The 18,078-nt window shown below is 43.3% G+C and carries 16 protein-coding genes; 4 read left to right on the top strand and 12 right to left on the bottom strand.

Features of this window, described 5'->3' with window-relative positions; translation table 11 throughout:
* Positions 1–140: 140 nt before the first annotated feature.
* Entirely contained in the window at positions 141–1,316 is a 1,176-nt protein-coding gene (locus B5F71_RS14905) for an aldo/keto reductase (protein WP_087211783.1), read from the top strand.
* A gap of 267 nt (positions 1,317–1,583) precedes the next feature.
* Here the strand turns inward: B5F71_RS14905 and B5F71_RS14900 are convergent, their stop codons facing one another.
* Positions 1,584–2,177 (bottom strand): CatA-like O-acetyltransferase, encoded by a 594-nt coding sequence (locus B5F71_RS14900; RefSeq protein ID WP_241148619.1) that lies wholly within the window; start codon positions 2,175–2,177, stop codon positions 1,584–1,586.
* A 226-nt stretch (positions 2,178–2,403) separates the two neighbouring features.
* On the opposite strand from B5F71_RS14900, the gene B5F71_RS14895 reads away from it, so the two are divergent.
* Positions 2,404–2,976 (top strand): flavodoxin, encoded by a 573-nt coding sequence (locus tag B5F71_RS14895; protein ID WP_087211780.1) that lies wholly within the window; start codon positions 2,404–2,406, stop codon positions 2,974–2,976.
* 35 nt (positions 2,977–3,011) lie between these two features.
* On the opposite strand, the gene radC is transcribed toward B5F71_RS14895, so the two are convergent.
* The 11 genes from radC to B5F71_RS14840 all read right to left on the bottom strand — a co-directional run bounded on the left by radC (position 3,012) and on the right by B5F71_RS14840 (position 14,638).
* Positions 3,012–3,701, bottom strand: coding sequence for a DNA repair protein RadC (gene radC, locus B5F71_RS14890; RefSeq protein WP_022039697.1), 690 nt, complete (start codon positions 3,699–3,701; stop codon positions 3,012–3,014).
* On the bottom strand, positions 3,701–4,690 hold the full coding sequence (locus B5F71_RS14885) for a glycosyltransferase (RefSeq protein WP_022039696.1): 990 nt from the start codon (positions 4,688–4,690) through the stop codon (positions 3,701–3,703). Before B5F71_RS14885 ends, radC begins: the two co-directional genes overlap by 1 nt.
* Positions 4,687–5,325, bottom strand: a complete 639-nt coding sequence (locus tag B5F71_RS14880; protein ID WP_022039695.1) for a DedA family protein — start codon at positions 5,323–5,325, stop codon at positions 4,687–4,689. The genes B5F71_RS14885 and B5F71_RS14880 overlap by 4 nt, the downstream gene beginning before the upstream one ends.
* A 125-nt stretch (positions 5,326–5,450) precedes the next feature.
* Positions 5,451–6,926: a tetratricopeptide repeat protein gene (locus B5F71_RS14875; RefSeq protein ID WP_087211786.1), complete on the bottom strand. Its 1,476-nt coding sequence runs from the start codon at positions 6,924–6,926 to the stop codon at positions 5,451–5,453.
* 20 nt (positions 6,927–6,946) lie between these two features.
* Positions 6,947–7,885 carry a substrate-binding domain-containing protein gene (locus B5F71_RS14870; protein WP_022039693.1) on the bottom strand — a complete coding sequence of 313 codons (939 nt, stop codon included), beginning with the start codon at positions 7,883–7,885 and terminating at the stop codon, positions 6,947–6,949.
* Between the two features lie 18 nt (positions 7,886–7,903).
* On the bottom strand, positions 7,904–8,719 hold the full coding sequence (locus B5F71_RS14865) for an energy transducer TonB (protein ID WP_022039692.1): 816 nt from the start codon (positions 8,717–8,719) through the stop codon (positions 7,904–7,906).
* A 29-nt stretch (positions 8,720–8,748) separates the two neighbouring features.
* Positions 8,749–9,405, bottom strand: a complete 657-nt coding sequence (locus B5F71_RS14860; RefSeq protein ID WP_022039691.1) for a biopolymer transporter ExbD — start codon at positions 9,403–9,405, stop codon at positions 8,749–8,751.
* A gap of 18 nt (positions 9,406–9,423) precedes the next feature.
* Positions 9,424–10,029 carry a biopolymer transporter ExbD gene (locus tag B5F71_RS14855; protein ID WP_087211778.1) on the bottom strand — a complete coding sequence of 202 codons (606 nt, stop codon included), beginning with the start codon at positions 10,027–10,029 and terminating at the stop codon, positions 9,424–9,426.
* Between the two features lie 71 nt (positions 10,030–10,100).
* Complete coding sequence (locus tag B5F71_RS14850; protein WP_087211774.1) at positions 10,101–10,913, bottom strand: MotA/TolQ/ExbB proton channel family protein; 813 nt, start codon at positions 10,911–10,913, stop codon at positions 10,101–10,103.
* Between the two features lie 288 nt (positions 10,914–11,201).
* Complete coding sequence (locus tag B5F71_RS14845; protein WP_087211771.1) at positions 11,202–13,673, bottom strand: bifunctional UDP-N-acetylmuramoyl-tripeptide:D-alanyl-D-alanine ligase/alanine racemase; 2,472 nt, start codon at positions 13,671–13,673, stop codon at positions 11,202–11,204.
* Complete coding sequence (locus B5F71_RS14840) at positions 13,649–14,638, bottom strand: GSCFA domain-containing protein (protein ID WP_087211769.1); 990 nt, start codon at positions 14,636–14,638, stop codon at positions 13,649–13,651. Before B5F71_RS14840 ends, B5F71_RS14845 begins: the two co-directional genes overlap by 25 nt.
* 92 nt (positions 14,639–14,730) lie before the next feature.
* Here B5F71_RS14840 and dxs point away from each other — a divergent pair, with 92 nt between their 5' ends.
* On the top strand, positions 14,731–16,638 hold the full coding sequence (gene dxs, locus B5F71_RS14835) for a 1-deoxy-D-xylulose-5-phosphate synthase (protein ID WP_087211766.1): 1,908 nt from the start codon (positions 14,731–14,733) through the stop codon (positions 16,636–16,638).
* Complete coding sequence (gene trkA, locus B5F71_RS14830) at positions 16,635–17,975, top strand: Trk system potassium transporter TrkA (RefSeq protein WP_022039685.1); 1,341 nt, start codon at positions 16,635–16,637, stop codon at positions 17,973–17,975. The genes dxs and trkA overlap by 4 nt, the downstream gene beginning before the upstream one ends.
* Positions 17,976–18,078 lie beyond the last annotated feature (103 nt).

The raw sequence follows: 18,078 nt of genomic DNA, 5'->3' as shown, positions 1-18,078 counted from the left end.
CTGGAAGTTAGATGCCAATACCTTTTTGCGCCGGTTTCAGAAGTAAGACTATTGGCCTGTAACTCCTGAACGAAGTGATAACTCCTGTGAAACATAACTACGTTTAACTCCTGATTCGCATTTTTCATTTAAAAGGCAATATGGAAGACTTGAACAAGAAAGAAGGTTTCAGCCGTCGCGGTTTTCTGAAGACGGCGGCTGCCGTGGGCGCAGCTCTGGCTGTCTCCCCGGCATTGGGCAAAGTACAGGCTGCCACCCACGTGGCTGCCGGAAGCAAGGGAGCATTTGCCGGTGATGCAAAAGCCGCAACCATTACCGCCCACCGCACGCTTGGTACAGGCAAAGCGGCTTTCGAGGTGTCGGCATTGGGATTCGGCGTGATGGGCATGACCTACAACCGCAGTTATCATCCCGACAAAAAGCAGTGCATCCGCCTGCTGCACGAGGCGATGGACCGTGGCGTGACGCTATTTGACACCGCCATCATCTACGGTCCGCTGAACAATGAGGAACTGGCAGGCGAAGCATTGGGAGAGTTTCGGGGTAAGGTAAACGTAACGACCAAGTTCGGTCATGAAGTTATCGACGGCAAAGCCACCGGACGACAGGACAGCCGTCCCGCCACCATCCGACGCTACTGCGAGGAATCGTTGAAACGCCTGCGCACCGATGTCATCCCGATGTTCTACCAACACCGCTTCGACCGCAACACACCGGTGGAGGACGTGGCAGGGACTATCGCCGATTTGATAAAGGAAGGCAAGGTCTTGCATTGGGGCATGTGCGAGGTAAGCGCGGGAACTATCCGCAAGGCGCACGCCGTCTATCCGCTGACCGCCATCCAAAGCGAGTACCACCTGATGCACCGCGATGTGGAAAAGAACGGCGTGCTGGACGTTTGCCGTGAACTGGGTATCGGCTTCGTGCCTTACAGTCCGATGAACCGGGGCTTCCTCGGCGGCGACTTAAATGAATATACCGAGTTCGACCCGCACAACGACAACCGCACCACGCTGCCCCACTTTACACCGGAAGCCATGCGTACCAATTATCGCATCGTGAATGTGCTGCAACGCTTCGGACGCGAACGGGGCATGACCGCCGCCCAGCTTGCCCTTGGCTGGCTTTTGCAGAAAGAACCGTGGATAGTACCCATTCCCGGCACCACGAAGCTCTCGCACCTCGAAGAGAACTTGCGCACGCTGGACTTCACCCTCTCTGCCGAAGAGTGGAAACAGTTGGAAGATGCCGTTGCAGCCATTCCCGTAACGGGCGACCGCTACAATGCCGAACAACAGAAACAAGTGGGATTCTGAAATTAAAAATCCCTTGCTAGCCGTTCCGCTTGCAGGGGATCTTCAGAACTTCTTATACCATGCGCGGTATGGATTGGTGCATTTTGTTGATGTCACAATTCCTGTATGCTGTCTCCGTTCCGTTCAGCCTACATTACTAAACGGTACATTATCATACGCAGATTAGTTAAAAGGTTGTTGTTATTATCTTCTTGCGCAGATAGCTTCGTCTGGTGTAAGATTATTAATCTTGCAGCCTGAAGATTAATAATCTTACAGCGGATAAGCCTATATGCGTTTGCCGACGCACCTATATCCGAATTTAATGAGCGGAAAAAGAAACGCACTTTCCGTATAAATATCTTGTGCAAAGGCTGTAAAACTCAGCCACGGCAGGCATGAGATGGGACAAAAATTAGCTGTTTGTTCAGGACGTGCTTTAATGACTCCTGTCACATTGCGGTATTTTTCCATATCTTCCACAACGGTGTGGTAGAACGTATCGAAATCATCATAATATTCGCTCCAGATATCTGTAAATGTCCTGGTTTCCGGGTGAAACAAGGTGTAACATGGAACAACCTCTTCCCAATACCCCAACTCTCCATTTACGTTGAAACTCATACGAAATTCTTTGTTCTGATTGACAGCTTTCATAATGACATAAAGCATCGTAGGAAAGAACCTGATTCCTCTTCTTTTCTGTTCGCTTACAAGGTGGGTAATGTCAATGTTAGCATTGAGGTTGTATTTACATTTGATTTGGGAATAGTAGTAATCAAAGTAAATAGTTCGTTCCCACGTAGATTTGTCTATGATATGAAATGATGCGCTAATATTATTTTTGTTTACGAAGATAGCAAAAATCGGAAAGCAGAGCAAGGAAAAACAGTGATTTCCCTGCTTTGACCCTCACAACAAAACACTTTGAGCCGAAGGGCAAAAACGATGTTACACATTCGCACTATCTTTGTAGAAAACAATGACACCCAGCCTGTGGATACGTTCGTCACAGACTGACAATTGCCATACTATGCTAACAGAGTGGCTGAAAGAGATTAATAATGGCTCAACAGATAATAATCATTTGAAATAAAAACATTACGTTATGAACAAGATTTTATTATCCATCGCGGCAGTACTTGCCATCTGCTTTACCGCCTGCGCCCAAAAGAAAGACAAACCTAATGTAAGCAACACATCATCCAAGACGTTGGTCGCTTATTTTTCAGCAACCGGAACCACTGCCCAAGTCGCTCGTAACATTGCAGACATTACCGGAGGAGAACTGTTCGAAATTGCACCTCAGAGCCCTTATACTGAGGCTGACCTCGACTGGAACGACCGCCAGTCACGTAGTTCAGTAGAGATGGACGATGCCCAATCCCGTCCGACACTTAAAGCAACGAAAACGGACATTGCCGGATATGATGTCGTTTTTATCGGCTATCCTATCTGGTGGAACCTTGCTCCAAGAATCATCAACACATTCATTGAAAGTCATGACCTGAAAGGCAAAACCCTCATTCCGTTCGCCACTTCCGGTGGAAGCAGTATCAGTAACAGTGTTTCCGAATTGAAAAAATCCTATCCAAGCCTGAACTGGAAAGAAGGAAAGTTGCTGAACGGAATGAACAACGATGCCATACAAAATTGGATAACCAACCTTAACAATCAATAAAGACCGGCAATAACGCTTGAAACGATACTGTTTCTTCACATTCTTCCCTCATCAGAGTAACTATAATAAGAACCGTCTGTCACAATCAAGTGGTCAAGCAAACGTATGTTCATCAGCGCAGAAGCTTGCTTTACCGATTGAGTCAGACGGTCATCGTCAGGACTAGGAGAAATATTGCCGGAAGGATGATTGTGACAAAGCACCAATGATACCGCACGTTTCAATAAAGCCTCCCGCAAAATACAACGCACATCTACCTGAGTGGAAGCCAGTCCACCCTGACTGATACGGACACGATCTATAATTTTCGAAGACTGGTTAAGCAGCAATATCCAACATTCCTCAATTGGCAAGTCACACATCAACGGGTAAAAAAGCTCATAAATATCACGGGACGTACGAATTTGCTTCCGCTCTTTAGGCTCCTCTTCCATGCGTCGCTTTCCCAATTCTGAAGCAGCAAGAATCGTCACGGCTTTTGCCAGGCCAATACCTTTAAAATGGCATAAATCCTCAATATTAGCTCTCCCTAATTCACTCAGGCTGTTGTGATAGCAGTCAAGCACTTTCCGCATCAGTCCCACAGCCGAATCTTCCTGACTGCCAGAGCCTATCAGAATAGCAAGCAGCTCAGCATTGCTTAATGCTGCTGAACCTTGCTGTATCATCCGTTCACGTGGACGGTCTTCTTCTGCCCACTGATTAATAGTCAATTTGTTTTCCATTATTGGTAAAAATTCTTCTCGAAAGCTGCGAACTCCCCTTGCCGGCATACACAACGTTTCCACCATGCACAAAGGAATCCCAAACCATATCCTGTTAATTGGATAAACGCAGCAACAACAGAAAGTATACCAATCCGGACACTTTTATTTTGCACCGAAGCATCAATAAAAATAATCAAAGAAAATACCAGCAACAATGACAAGCTCCAAATACAGAACGGAGCAACCAGCAGAAGAGCAATCACCCCCAAAACAAATACAGCCGGTAACCCGTGTACCAACTTCAGCGATTCTGGATACTTCTTATAAAGATTAATACGTGCAATCCCCGAATTGTATACTTGCTTGAAAAATTTATGCCAGTCCGTACGGCGCTTATGCCACACCCAGGCTTCAGGAAAAAGCCGGCAATGATAGCCATTTTGGAAAATCCGGATGCTGAAGTCAATATCTTCACCAAAACGCATCTTCGAAAATCCTCCCAATGCCTGATAAACCTCTCTCCGTACTCCCATATTAAAACTACGGGGATAGAACTTATCCATTTTCCTCGTACCTCCCCGAATACCTCCAGTTGTAAAAAAAGAAGTCATGGCATAATTAATAGCCTTTTGGATGGAAGAAAACGAATCATTCGCACGGTCCGGTCCCCCAAAAGCATCAGCAGGGTTTCTTTGCAGTTCAGCCTCTATCGCATCAAGATAACCTGGAGGCAACACACAATCAGAGTCCAATATAATCAGGTATTCGCCATGACTGCGCTCCGCTCCATAATTCCGCGTTTGTCCAGGACCTGAATTAGATTTTACAAAATAATGTATATTTAATAATTCTGCGTACCTGTCTACCACAGACTCACAGGAATTTGAAGACCCGTCTTCTACCACGAGCACTTCAAATTCCGTATAATGTTGTTTTGTCAAACTATCTAACAATTCATCCACTTCATCCGGACGATTGTAGACAGGAATAATCAACGAATATTTCATCCTTTTTTCAGTTTAGCACGTACTACTTCAAATACAGCCGGCAACAAAGAAATAAAGATAATAGCCACAAGCAGCAATTTCAAGTTTTCTTGTACAAAAGGAAGATCTCCAAAGAAATGTCCCGCATAGGCAAACAAGGCAACCCACAAAGCGGCACCAATCAGGTTATAACACATAAAATAATAATAATGCATCTTACCCATACCAGCTACAAACGGAGCAAAAGTGCGGACAATAGGGACAAAACGGGCTATAATAATGGTCTTGCCTCCATACTTCTTAAAAAAATCATGGGTCTTATTCAAATAACTTTGCTTGAATATTTTCGAATTAGGATTACTAAATAACTTCTGCCCTAGAAAATGCCCAATCATATAATTGCACGAATCCCCCAATACTGCTGCCAGAAAAACGACAAGTACCAATGTATGTATTTCCAACGGCATATCCGGTAAAGCGGTAATGGCACCTGCAACAAACAACAGAGAATCGCCAGGCAAAAATGGAGTAACTACCAAACCTGTTTCACAAAAAATGACAAGAAACAAAATAGCATATGTCCAAGTATGATAATTCTGCACAATATCAATCATATACCTGTCGATATGCAAAACAAAATCAATAATAAAATCCATTATACGTAATTAATTAAACAAACTTATAAATCAAAAACAAAAGGACACTGCACAGAAACAAGCATATCGCATGACCCTCCTGCAGTGTCCTTAACGTTGAAATCTTTAATCTATATATTTAAATACTAAGGCTTGAGACCTTCCATTGCCTGTTTAGCTGTAGGATTCTCCGGATCTATCGCAAGAATCTTTTCCCAATAAACCTTAGATTGTTCATATTCCTCTTTCAAGAAATAATAATACCCCAAGTAACTTTCACATTCGATAAGCACATTCTTTGATGCTTTCGGATTCTGCTCCAAAATTGCAAGTGCCTTTTCGTAATAAGGTTTTGCCAATCCCATTGTAGTTTCAGGATCAAGCATAGCATTTGTACGCGCACGCCAAAAATTACCCAAATAATTATCAGGCACCCGTTCAGCAACCTGGGCAAAAATAGTATCAGCTTCCATCAAATACGCTTTACGCTGGATAGTATCTACAGCGGCTACAGACTGATTGGTTGTAGAATCACCCGGAGTCGGTGTCATCGCACCCGCAGCCATATAATACAAACGGCCAAACATGAACAAGTCTGTCACTTCAGCCTTATCCTTCATACCGTCTAAATACAACTGATAAAAACGGATGGCCTCCGGATAATTTTGCGCTTTCTGTTGTGCTTCTGAAGCTTCTTTAGCTATTTCAGGATGTTCACTCTTTTCATCTGCTTTCATGGCCTTATCAAATTCGACCATAGCCTTATCTACTTCATTATTGGCTGCGTACAGACGTCCCCGATACAAATAATCCATATATACATAATCCGGATTGTTCGGGTCAGCAAAGAATACATCTGAAGCCTGAATACCCTCTGTATATGCCTTCGTTTCATACAAGTCATACATTTTCAAGCGCTTCAACAAATGATTGTCTGCTTCCATAGCCAAACCTTTATTGACCATTTCTAATGACTGTGCATAATCTTTATTTAAATAAAGCAACATCGAATAACGTGAATAATCCTGCACATCCGGATTTCCTTTTTGCATATATTCATCAAAGACCTGTTTAGCTTTACCATAACTACCCATCTGATAATAAGCATTTGCCAATTCTCGGTCAACACGAATTTCTGTCGGATGTTTTTCTTTCAGCTTCAGCAACATATTTACTGACAACTGAGGATTTACACCAATATATGCATTTGCATATTTATAATATGCTTCAAAGCAATCTTCATCAAACAAGATAGCTTGTTCATAATAACCGCAAGCTGTACCCACATCTTTCACAGACAGAGCAATATCTCCCTGCAGAACATAACTCTCTCCATTTTTCGAATCCGCTTTTCTTGCACGTTCTGCATATTCTTTCGCTGCATCCATTTTACCATTGTCTAAATATGCTTTACCAATGGCAACCAACAAAGATACATTCTTTTTATTTTTACCTTTCAGAAGTTCATCGAAAGCATCTTCAGCAGCATCTGGATTATCTTTAATCATTGCAGCAATCTTGTCAATCTGCTTTGTCATATCGGGAGTCAAAGGCTCCTGAGCATACAGAGAAGCAGACAACAAAAAGCTCAAACAAAATGCACTCAAAACTCTAGTTTTCATAATCATATATTAATTCCTTATTAAAACTCATCTTTCACATTCACTAAACGAACAGGCTGCGTTGCCGGCACAATACCCGACTTCAGGATAATTCTTTGTCCTTTGTCACTTGTAAGGAAAGTCATCAAACCGGTTGGCAAAGCACTACGTGGATCGTTTATTAAAATAAAGACATCATGAACCAATGGATATTCTCTCAAAGCAAGATAAGCCTGATAGGGCTTATAACTGTTTCCTACCGTCGCATGTCCTGAATTGCTGACAGACATCACCTTTACACTTTCATTAAACGTAAGGTGAGTAGAATCTGCTGCATTACCTACCCAGTTAGCTCCGATAACTCCCAACGCATTAGGAGTCTTAGATACATACTCGATAACTTCCTCATTCGATTTCAATGCTGTCAAATTTGAAGCCAACGGCTCACCTTTACAGATTGAATCAATAGCATAATGTATAGTTCCCGAATTAGGATTATCAAACACTACATTCAAATCACCTAAACGAGAGGTCGGATATAACTCTTTCCACGATTTTACTTTACCAGTCAAAATTTGACGGAACTGCCCTACTGTTATCAACGAATCTTCATTCTCCAGATTCGTAATCAGAGCAATGCCACTCACTGCCATTCGAATGGACTCTGGAAAGAATTTGCGCGTATGAAAAGAAGCCAGTTCTTTATCACTCAAGCGCCGGTTTGCAATCGCCAGCCGCACACTATCTTGCAAAAGCAAATTAATGGCTTCCACCTCACTACAATAAATAGGAGTTACTTCAGCCTCTGGAGTCAATGCCAGATACACTTGCAATTCTTCTTCCATAATCGGCCGCAGCGATTCATCTACTGCAATCTTTATGGAACCCGAATACAAAGTCTGACCATCGCCCGCCTGCTTCTGACTACAAGAAACCAACGCCAAAAGTAAACAAACACAACCTAAAAGACTTCCTTTCATACACGCTTCCTTAAAATATTACTGCAATCTAAATACAATCGGACAAGTGTAATATACCGGTACATTACGTCCATTCTGCTTACCCGGAATCCACTTCGGCAAAGATTGTACTACACGTACAGCTTCTTTGTCACAATAGGGATCCAAAGAACGCAAAACCTGCACATCTTCCACATTACCTTCTGCAGTCACGACAAATCGCAAAATAACACGTCCCTGAATACCGTTTTCCTGAGCAATAGCCGGATAACGCAAATTCTTCGAAATGTATTTCATCAATTCAGCCGGACCACCGGGGAACTGCGGCATCTGTTCTACCATCGTGTAAGGTTCTTCTTTCTCTTCAGGAGCTTGTGTAATCACTTCTTGCAAATCAGCGATATCAGCACCTTCCAATTCGTTGTTACCCTTCACATCGGCAATAGAAATCTGCACCTTTGATTCGGTCAACTCGTCCTGACTCTTCAATTCATCTTCGTCTGCTACTTCTTCATCTTTCTTAATGACCGGAGCAGTAAATTTGATGGTACTCTTCAACTGAGGAGGAGGAGCGATCTGTTCTACCGGTTTTACCAACTCTTCTTGCTTAACTTCAGGTTCTTCCAATTGTGAAAGCTGTGTTACTTCCAACATTTCCTCTTCCTTTTCCGGAATAGCCATCTGTATCAGTCGAGGAAGGTAGAAACCTACAGCAGCAACGACAATTACAATAATGATAGCAGCCAACTGACGTCTACCAAAATCACGGCGCATTTTATACGCACCGTAAGCTTTATTTTTATCTTTGAAAATGAGCTCACACCATTCCAAAGAAATCAAATCTATTTTTGCCATATTCTTTTCTTTTTAAGGTGTTACACATTTCAACTAGCTGCTGCATCTCTGGTCAGCTGACCCTTGGAATTATAATTGTCGATCAGGAACTGATCTCCTTCCGTAATGTCAACAATCACATATTTACCGATACTGCAAATCTGCATTTCATCCAACGCGTCAATCAGGTTCTTGTAAGTAGATTTATCGGTTGCCTTAATAATCACAGTCGGTGTATTTTTGGCAGCCTTTACTTCCGATACCTGCTTTTTGTACTCGTCTTCCGTAATTTCCAGATTAGCCTTCTTCTGCTTCAACTCTTCTACTTTCTTCACGGCTTCGTAGTTCTTGCGGAGCAATACTTTACGGATACCATTGGCAGTATAATCAGTTTCTTTCAAAGAAGTATAATCCTCGTAATTAGGTTCGCCTTCATAATAATAGAGCTTATTATCTGCATCCAACAGCATTGTAAGAGCTTGCGAAGCCTTTACTTTATTCTGCTGGTCTTCAGTAATATTCTCATCATTGGTCGGCATACTAATTTCCATCGTCTGAGGTTTGCTCAACGAGGTACAGAGCATAAAGAAAGTAATCAAAAGCATGTTCATATCCACCATCGGCGTGAAGTCGACGCGAACAGCCATTTTTTTCTGCTTTGATCCTTTACCTTTTTTGCCTCCACCATTATCTTGTATTTCAGCCATATTTAAAATTCTCCTTTTTTATTCGTCAGACACTTGTTTCAATGAAGTAATCAGATTGTATCTGTTTTCCTTCAAATCTTGAAGAGAACTCATCACGTTCTTAATGACAGAATAAGGAGTACTTTGGTCGGCCTTGATAGCAATACGCAAGTCGCGGTTTGTTGCACGTGCATTACGTATCCAAGCCTTAAATTGGTTGTCCACACTGTCACAAGGAATTCCGTAATCCTTCAATATCTTGTCCTGCTCTTCGCCTGGAAGTGCGAGGAACTGCTTCATATTCTTCATTGGAACGCCGAACGTTTGGAATACCGAGAACTTTTTCACTTCTTCCGGAGTGAAACTCAGACCATATTCTTTTCCTACGGCTTCCAATGTAGCTGCCATATCCTGCTGTTTGTCAAGACTCATAAAAATCTTGCCACTCGGTTCGACAAGAATCTGCAGAATGTTCGTTTCCGGAATCTTGATTTCGGAAACCGAACCCGGAGTAACGACCTGTACCGGCTCTTTCTTAATGAAGTTACCTGTCAACATAAAGAAAGTAAGCAGCAACACGGTCACGTCACTCATGGCAGTCATGTCGATAAACATGGACTTCTTTTTTATTTGAACTTTACCCATAATTAACTATTTATTAAAAATTAGTTATAACGTTTTCCGTCTTACACAAAAGACCAATAAGTGTCTCTTGTTTATTTATGGGTAGCGTTGAATGTCTGTACGATAGAGAAGCCTACTTCGTCAAGGCTGTAAGTCAGTTTATCAATCTTGTTAGTAAAGTAGTTGTAAGAAATAACTGCCAACGCACCAGTCAAGATACCGAATGCAGTGTTGATCAAGGCTTCAGAAATACCGGTTGACAACGCAACTGAGTCAGTACCACCACCAGCAGACAGAGCGGCAAATGAACGGATCATACCGATAACGGTACCGAGCAATCCCATCAATGTACCCAATGTAGTAATCGTACCGATAATCGGCAAGTTCTGCTGCAACATCGGCATTTCCAATGCAGTAGCTTCTTCCAATGATTTTTGGATAGCCAACACCTTCTGGTCTTTATCCAATTCAGCATTTTGTTCCATCTCACGATAAGTCTGCAAAGTTGCACCTACTACATTTGCTACAGAACCGCGTTGCTTGTCGCACAATGCCTGAGCAGCTTCCATATCATTCTTTGCCAGAGCATCTTTAATCTGAGCAACGAATTTAACCAATTTACCACGGCCAAAAGCAGCACGGATAGTGAAATAACGCTCAACGCTCAATGCCAACACAGTCAACAATAAAGTCTGGATAACCGGTACGACAACACCACCTTTGTAGATAGTACCCAACATGTTACCCGGCAGCGGGTGGTTGTTCGGGTCATCGTTCATGAAGTTAGACGGATCGCCCAACACGAACTTGTAAATACACAATGCAACAATAAAGCATGCGATAATAACTAAACCAGCAGCTTCAATTCCCTTAAATCCTTGTTTTTGTTTTTTAGTAGTTTCCATAAAATTACTCTTTTAATATTAATTAGAAATTTAATTGAATGTCGGTCTTCTTACTGGGACAACACACTTGCACCGTCTTCTTAGTTTACGTTAACAAAGATATCAGGCAGGCTTATTGCCCCAAATGTTTTTTACAGCTACAAAGAAAAAAGAAATTCATGACATATCAAAATCAAATGCCGTTATTTTGGCTTAAATTTTAAATTTTATTTGAATATCCCCCTCTTTTACTACATTCTCGCTAAAAATCGCCTCATATTTTGCCATAAAATACGACTAAACGACTTTTCAATCTTGAAAATATACCCGTTTTACGCGATTCGAAACATTGGTCAAAATCTCGTAAGGTATCGTATCAAGAGCATTCGACAACACCGTCACGGGCAGGTCATCTCCAAAGACAACCACCTTATCCCCTTCCTTACAGTCTATACCTGTCACATCAATCATACACACATCCATGCAGATATTGCCTATATACGGGGCTTTCTGTCCATTCACCAAACAGTAGGCATTACCGTTCCCCAAATGCCGATTCAATCCATCAGCATATCCTATAGGAACAGTGGCAATGCGTGAGTCACGGTGCAACACTCCCTTCCGGCTATAGCCAATAGTTTCATCTGCTGATACATTATGAATTTGCAAAATTGTAGTTTTCAGCGTACTTACGTTATGCAAGACACGATTGGTATAAGGATCAATCCCATACAATCCTATACCCAACCGTACCATATCAAATTGTGCTCCCGGATAGCGTTCGATACCCGCCGTATTACAAATATGACGTAAAATCTTATGCGTAAATCCGGCCTGCAATTCGGCCGAAGCGGCTTCAAACGTTTCAATCTGCTTTCGTGTAAAAGCATCGAAACGAGAAGAATCACTTCCCACCAGATGTGAAAAGGCCGAACGTGGTATTACTGCCGACTGACGATTCAAACGTTCAACCAACGGTTTCATATCGTTATACGGATCGAACCCTAAGCGGTGCATGCCCGTATCAATTTTAATATGGATAGGGAAATTAGACACTCCTTCCCGCTCAGCAGCTTTAATCAGATCTTCCAAAATGCGAAAGCCATAAATATTCGGTTCAAGGCGATAGGCAAACATTGTCTTAAATGCCGTCACTTCAGGATTCATGATTATGATAGGGCAAGTAATGCCTGCCTTCCGCAAATCAGCTCCTTCATCTGCCACAGCCACAGCCAGGTAATCAACCCGGTGTTCTTCCAAAGTCTTTGCCACTTCAAACGGACCAGCCCCGTATGCCGATGCCTTGACCATACACATCAATTTGGTCTCAGGTTTCAGTTTATTGCGGTAATAATTCAAATTATCGACCAAAGCATTTAGGTTTATTTCCAGAATTGTTTCGTGTACTTTCAACTCCAACAAATCCGTCACCTCATCAAAATGAAAAGCTCGTGCCCCCTTCACCAGGACGACATCGCCCCGTAACGAAGCAAGCACACCGGAAGCTATCAGTTCTTTCGTTGTCTGGAAAAATTGTTTATCCTTCACTTCGAAACGAGCCGAAGCAGCCGAAATCTCTTCGCCCACTCCTATTAACCGGTCTACTCCTCTACTATGAACCAAGTCTGCGACTTGGCGATAAAGCAATTTTCCCGGCTGCCCAGTCTCCAGAATGTCCGACAGAATCAACGTACGACGGCGCATTTTACCTTCAGACCGCCTTGCCATAAAATCAAGTGCTATGTCTAACGAAGCAAAATCTGAATTATAACTATCATTTATCAACACACAGCCGTTTTTACCCTCTTTCACTTCCAGCCGCATAGCTACCGGTTCCAGACAAGCCATCCGTTCGGCTATTGTCTCAGGCGAGACCATCAGATATAAAGCTACCGCCAGGCAATTCAGTGAATTTTCAATGGAAGCATCATCAATATACGGAATACGGTATTCTTTAAAAAATCCCAAATACCTATATTTCACAGTCGTACCCGTAGCATCTTTTTCTATTTTCTCGACAAAAAGAGGGCGTTCCACATCTTTCATTGACCAGGCAATTTCACGCGCTGCGAACAACGATTTCGCCACACAACTGCTTATCAGTTCATTATCGCCATTATAAATAATTACATCACAATCCTTAAACAAGAGCAATTTCTCCATACATTTCTCCTGCAAAGAAGTAAAATTCTCCTGGTGAGCACCACCTATATTAGTCAACACACCGATAGTGGGACGGATAATAGGCTCTAAGGCTTCCATTTCCCCCATTTCAGAAATACCTGCTTCGAAAATACCCAGTTCCGTATGTGAATCCATCATCCAAACCGACAAAGGAACACCGATCTGAGAATTATAACTGCGCGGCGAACGTGTAATTCTCCGTTCCGGGCTTAGCAACTGGTAAAGCCATTCCTTTACCACCGTTTTCCCATTACTTCCCGTAATTCCCACAACAGGGACATCGAATTGTTCACGATGCTTAGCAGCCAAGCGCTGTAAAGCTTTCAGCACATTACTCACGACCAGAAAGTTTATATCTTTACAGCCCTGCATCTTTTTCGGAATTTCAGTAACTACAAAATTATATACACCCCGTGCATACAATTCTTCAATATACTTATGGCCGTCATTGCGTTTAGTCTTCAGCGCAAAAAACAATGTTTCTTCCGGAAAACATAACGAACGACTATCAGTCAGTATCCAATCAACCTGTGCCGGACGGTCTCCGACACGATTTGCTCCTATTACGGAAACTATTTCTTCAATCGAGCTTGACATAGATTAATTTCATTTTGGACATCTAAGTACGCGAATTTTTCTTTTAGCGCTTCTATGTTTAACAGTATTTGACTTAAAAAACGCTGATATTGCTTCGAATCAGGGTCAAACGGACGATGTTCCAGTCCTTTTTTCACCACTTCCCAATCTTTAAGGAAGCGGTGGGTAGCCGGCGGGAAAAAAGTCTGCCCAAAACATTCCCATATATAATGGACAGCTTGAAATGACGGATGCAACATATCATCAGCATAAAAACGGTAATCACGTAATTCATCCACCATGATTTCATAAGAAGGAAAATAAAAACAACGGGCTGGATAGGCGTCTATCAGTTTTTGCACGGCCAACAACAACACAGATTTACTGATTTGATTACCATGCATACCATCTTTTACATGACGGATAGGACTCACTGTAAACAAAAAGTGCAAATCAGGCTTCAACGCTGACAACCTCTCCACCAACAAGGAATAAACCCCTACGATTTCATCTACTCCCAACAACCGACGGTTAAAACAATTCCCAGGCAATTTATGACAGTTCCCCACTACCTGTCCGTTTTCTTTCCACTCATATACCCAAGCGGTTCCCCAAGTGAACATCACCCAATGTGCCTGATGCAGACATTCTCTAGCATGTAGCAACCGGGCATTGATTTTAGTCAGACATTCTTCGGGATTGCGCGACGAGAAACTGCTATGATGCATCAAGCTATACCAAACACCCTGATATTCCTTCAGATTTTCCTTATTATATATAAAAGGACAATCCACCTGCGAAATAGCCTCAGCTATCGAACTTGGATTGTATAACACACCAAACGGGTTCACATCACACCTGAATTTATAATCCATAAACAACTTCCCGATATTTTCAGCAAAGCAAGATCCCCACAACATCAACACATCCGAATGATTGACTGGAGGCATCCCTACAGGTAAATCCACTTTTGTTCTAAACTCCATAAACAGACTATATTCGTTATTTTTGGTACAAATGTAAACACTCTACACATATTTATTGTACTTTTGCACCATTAATATTGAAAAGAAATCAGATGGAACAAGCTACTTCTTACGAATTGTTGAACAAAATAGATAGTCCAAAGGATTTGCGCCATCTTCCAGCCGATTTACTTCCGGAAGTTTGCAAAGAGCTTAGGGAAATGATTATTGACGAACTTTCCCGTAATCCTGGGCATTTCGGTTCAAGCTTGGGAGTTATTGAATTGACAGTTGCCCTTCATTACGTATTCAACACTCCCTACGACCGCATCGTATGGGACGTAGGACATCAGGCATACGGTCACAAGATTCTGACCGGACGCCGTGACCAGTTCTGCACCAACCGGAAACTGAACGGTTTGTGCCCCTTTCCCTCACCTGCCGAAAGCGAATACGATACATTCACCTGCGGACACGCATCCAATTCCATCTCTGCCGCATTAGGAATGGCGGTCGCCGCCTCGCGAAAAGAAGAAGACGACCGGCATGTAGTAGCCATCATCGGAGACGGGTCAATGAGTGGCGGACTGGCTTTCGAAGGACTGAACAATGCCTCATCCACTCCCAATAACCTGTTGATTATCCTTAACGACAACAACATGGCCATCGACCGTAGCGTAGGAGGCATGAAACAATACCTGCTGAACCTGCAAACCTCGGAAGGATACAACCGTCTGCGTTTTGCCATCGCTCAAAAGCTGCGTAAAATAGGCATTCTGACAGAAGAACGCCAAAAAAGCCTGCTGAGGTTCAACAACAGCCTAAAATCGGTATTGACCCAACAGCAAAACATTTTCGAAGGAATGAACATCCGCTATTTCGGGCCAGTAAACGGACACGACGTGCTTTCACTGACCAAAGTCCTGAAAGAAATAAAGGACATGAAAGGACCAAAACTGTTGCATATCCATACCGTTAAAGGCAAAGGGTTCAAACCGGCTGAAAAAGAAGCGACCCTTTGGCACGCTCCCGGAAAATTCAATAAAGAAACCGGTGAACGTATCATTCCTGACACTACCGGAATGCCTCCCTTGTTTCAGGACGTATTTGGCAATACCTTATTGGAACTGGCAAGGCAAAACAAGAAAATTATCGGTGTCACCCCTGCCATGCCTACCGGATGTTCGATGAACATATTGATGAAAGCCATGCCCGACCGGGCCTTTGACGTAGGCATCGCCGAAGGACACGCCGTAACTTTTTCAGGAGGAATGGCAAAAGAAGGATTACAACCGTTCTGCAACATCTATTCCTCGTTCATGCAACGTGCCTACGATAACATCATTCACGACATAGCTATCCAGCGGTTGAACGTAGTGCTATGCCTAGACCGTGCAGGATTGGTAGGAGAAGACGGACCGACTCATCACGGTATATTCGATTTGGCTTATTTGCGCCCTATTCCTAACTTGACCATCGCATCACCATACGACGAGCACGAGCTACGTAAACTGATGTACACAGCACAACTACCCGACCAAGGACCATTCGCCATCCGATATCCACGTGGCAGAGGAACACAGACTGACTGGGAATGTCCGTTTGAAGCCATCGAGGTAGGAAAAGGCAGAAAGCTGAAAGACGGTTCCGACCTTGCCGTTATCACCATCGGTCCTATCGGCAACGATGCCGCACAGGCTATTACCGAAAGCGAGGCACATACAGGGAAGAGCATTGCCCATTATGACTTACGTTTTCTGAAACCATTAGACGAAGCCATGCTCCACGAAATAGGAAAACAATTCCATCGTATCGTTACCGTAGAAGACGGCATCCTGAAAGGAGGAATGGGCAGTGCCATACTCGAATTCATGTCCGATAACGGATATACACCTGTCGTCAAACGACTGGGCATCCCCGACCGTTTCATTCCACACGGACCCGTAGAATCCTTACATGCCATCTGTGGTATAGACAAGACAACGATATATAACACACTTATTCATTTACTTGAAGTATGAAAATCATTATTGCAGGAGCAGGCGCAGTAGGCACCCATCTTGCCAAACTGCTGGCTGGAGAAAAACAAGACATCATCCTCATGGATGAAGACGAAGACAGACTGGGAAAACTTGGCAACAATTTCGACCTGATGACGGTCAACATCTCTCCTACTTCCATATCCGGACTGAAAGAAGCAGGAACGGCAAATGCCGACTTGTTTATAGCCGTCACTCCCAACGAGAGCCAGAACATGACCGCCTGCATGCTTGCTGCCGGACTAGGAGCCAAGAAAACCGTAGCCCGTATCGACAATTACGAATACTTGCTGCCTAAATACCAGGAATTTTTCGCCAAACGTGGAGTACATTCACTCATCTACCCTGAAATGCTGGCAGCAAAAGACATTGTCGACGCAGTCAAGATGAGCTGGATACGCCAGTGGTGGGAGTTTGCAGGAGGCGCACTCGTGCTTATCGGAACCAAGATGCGGGAAACGGCCGAAATCTTAAACATTCCCCTCTACGAACTAGGCGGACAAAACATTCCATTCCACATCGTTGCCATCAAGCGTGGCAATGAAACCATCATCCCCAGAGGTGATGACTCTATCCTGCTGAACGATATTGTGTATTTTACCACCACAAAAAAATACATACCCTATATCCGCAAAATTGCAGGCAAAGAAAACTATGCCGACGTGCGTAACGTGATGATTATGGGAGGAAGCCGCATCGCCGTGCGCACAGTACAATACATGCCGGAATACATGCGTACCAAAATTATCGAAAGCGACTATGCACGTTGCAATCGCCTGACCGAACTGGTAGACGATAAAGTAATGATTATCAACGGAGACGGACGAGACTTAGACCTGCTGACAGAAGAGGGCATCAAAAACACTGAAGCATTCGTTGCCCTGACCGGAAGCGCCGAAACAAATATCCTTGCCTGCCTTGCAGCCAAACGGATGGGTGTGAGCAAAACCGTAGCACAAGTAGAAAACGTAGACTACATCAGTATGGCTGAAAGCATGGACATAGGCTGTGTCATCAACAAGAAATTCATCGCAGCAAGCCATATTTACCAGATGATGCTGGATGCAGACGTATCGAACGTGAAATGTCTTACCTTTGCCAATGCCGATGTAGCAGAGTTTACCGTCAAGGCAGGAGCACGCATCACCCGTTCGCAGGTAAAAGATGCCGGATTACCCAAAGGAGCTACCATCGGAGGACTGATACGAAACGGAGAAGGTATCTTGGTAACAGGTAACACTACCATTCAGGAAAACGACCACGTTGTGGTGTTCTGCCTGAACATGATGATTAAAAAATTAGAAAAATTCTTCAATTAAGAAGCTGTTTTGAATTTATCGTGCGATGATTTGGGATGAGTTTTTGAGGCATTTTCGCTTCTGTGATGAGGAAGATAGCGGGCTATCTGACGAAGAACAGGAG

This window comes from Bacteroides sp. An269, assembly GCF_002159755.1.
Lineage (GTDB): Bacteria > Bacteroidota > Bacteroidia > Bacteroidales > Bacteroidaceae > Phocaeicola > Phocaeicola intestinalis.
Note: the sequence above shows the minus strand (reverse complement) of the source record. Positions and strands in the feature narration are given on the sequence as shown.

Coding starts and splice junctions, on each gene's coding strand:
- B5F71_RS14905 (WP_087211783.1), top strand. CDS start 141: ATGGAAGACTTGAACAAGAAAGAAGGTTTCAGCCGTCGCGGTTTTCTG.
- B5F71_RS14895 (WP_087211780.1), top strand. CDS start 2,404: ATGAACAAGATTTTATTATCCATCGCGGCAGTACTTGCCATCTGCTTT.
- radC (WP_022039697.1), bottom strand. CDS start 3,701: ATGGAAAACAAATTGACTATTAATCAGTGGGCAGAAGAAGACCGTCCA.
- B5F71_RS14885 (WP_022039696.1), bottom strand. CDS start 4,690: ATGAAATATTCGTTGATTATTCCTGTCTACAATCGTCCGGATGAAGTG.
- B5F71_RS14880 (WP_022039695.1), bottom strand. CDS start 5,325: ATGGATTTTATTATTGATTTTGTTTTGCATATCGACAGGTATATGATT.
- B5F71_RS14875 (WP_087211786.1), bottom strand. CDS start 6,926: ATGAAAACTAGAGTTTTGAGTGCATTTTGTTTGAGCTTTTTGTTGTCT.
- B5F71_RS14870 (WP_022039693.1), bottom strand. CDS start 7,885: ATGAAAGGAAGTCTTTTAGGTTGTGTTTGTTTACTTTTGGCGTTGGTT.
- B5F71_RS14865 (WP_022039692.1), bottom strand. CDS start 8,719: ATGGCAAAAATAGATTTGATTTCTTTGGAATGGTGTGAGCTCATTTTC.
- B5F71_RS14860 (WP_022039691.1), bottom strand. CDS start 9,405: ATGGCTGAAATACAAGATAATGGTGGAGGCAAAAAAGGTAAAGGATCA.
- B5F71_RS14855 (WP_087211778.1), bottom strand. CDS start 10,029: ATGGGTAAAGTTCAAATAAAAAAGAAGTCCATGTTTATCGACATGACT.
- B5F71_RS14850 (WP_087211774.1), bottom strand. CDS start 10,913: ATGGAAACTACTAAAAAACAAAAACAAGGATTTAAGGGAATTGAAGCT.
- B5F71_RS14845 (WP_087211771.1), bottom strand. CDS start 13,673: ATGTCAAGCTCGATTGAAGAAATAGTTTCCGTAATAGGAGCAAATCGT.
- B5F71_RS14840 (WP_087211769.1), bottom strand. CDS start 14,638: ATGGAGTTTAGAACAAAAGTGGATTTACCTGTAGGGATGCCTCCAGTC.
- dxs (WP_087211766.1), top strand. CDS start 14,731: ATGGAACAAGCTACTTCTTACGAATTGTTGAACAAAATAGATAGTCCA.
- trkA (WP_022039685.1), top strand. CDS start 16,635: ATGAAAATCATTATTGCAGGAGCAGGCGCAGTAGGCACCCATCTTGCC.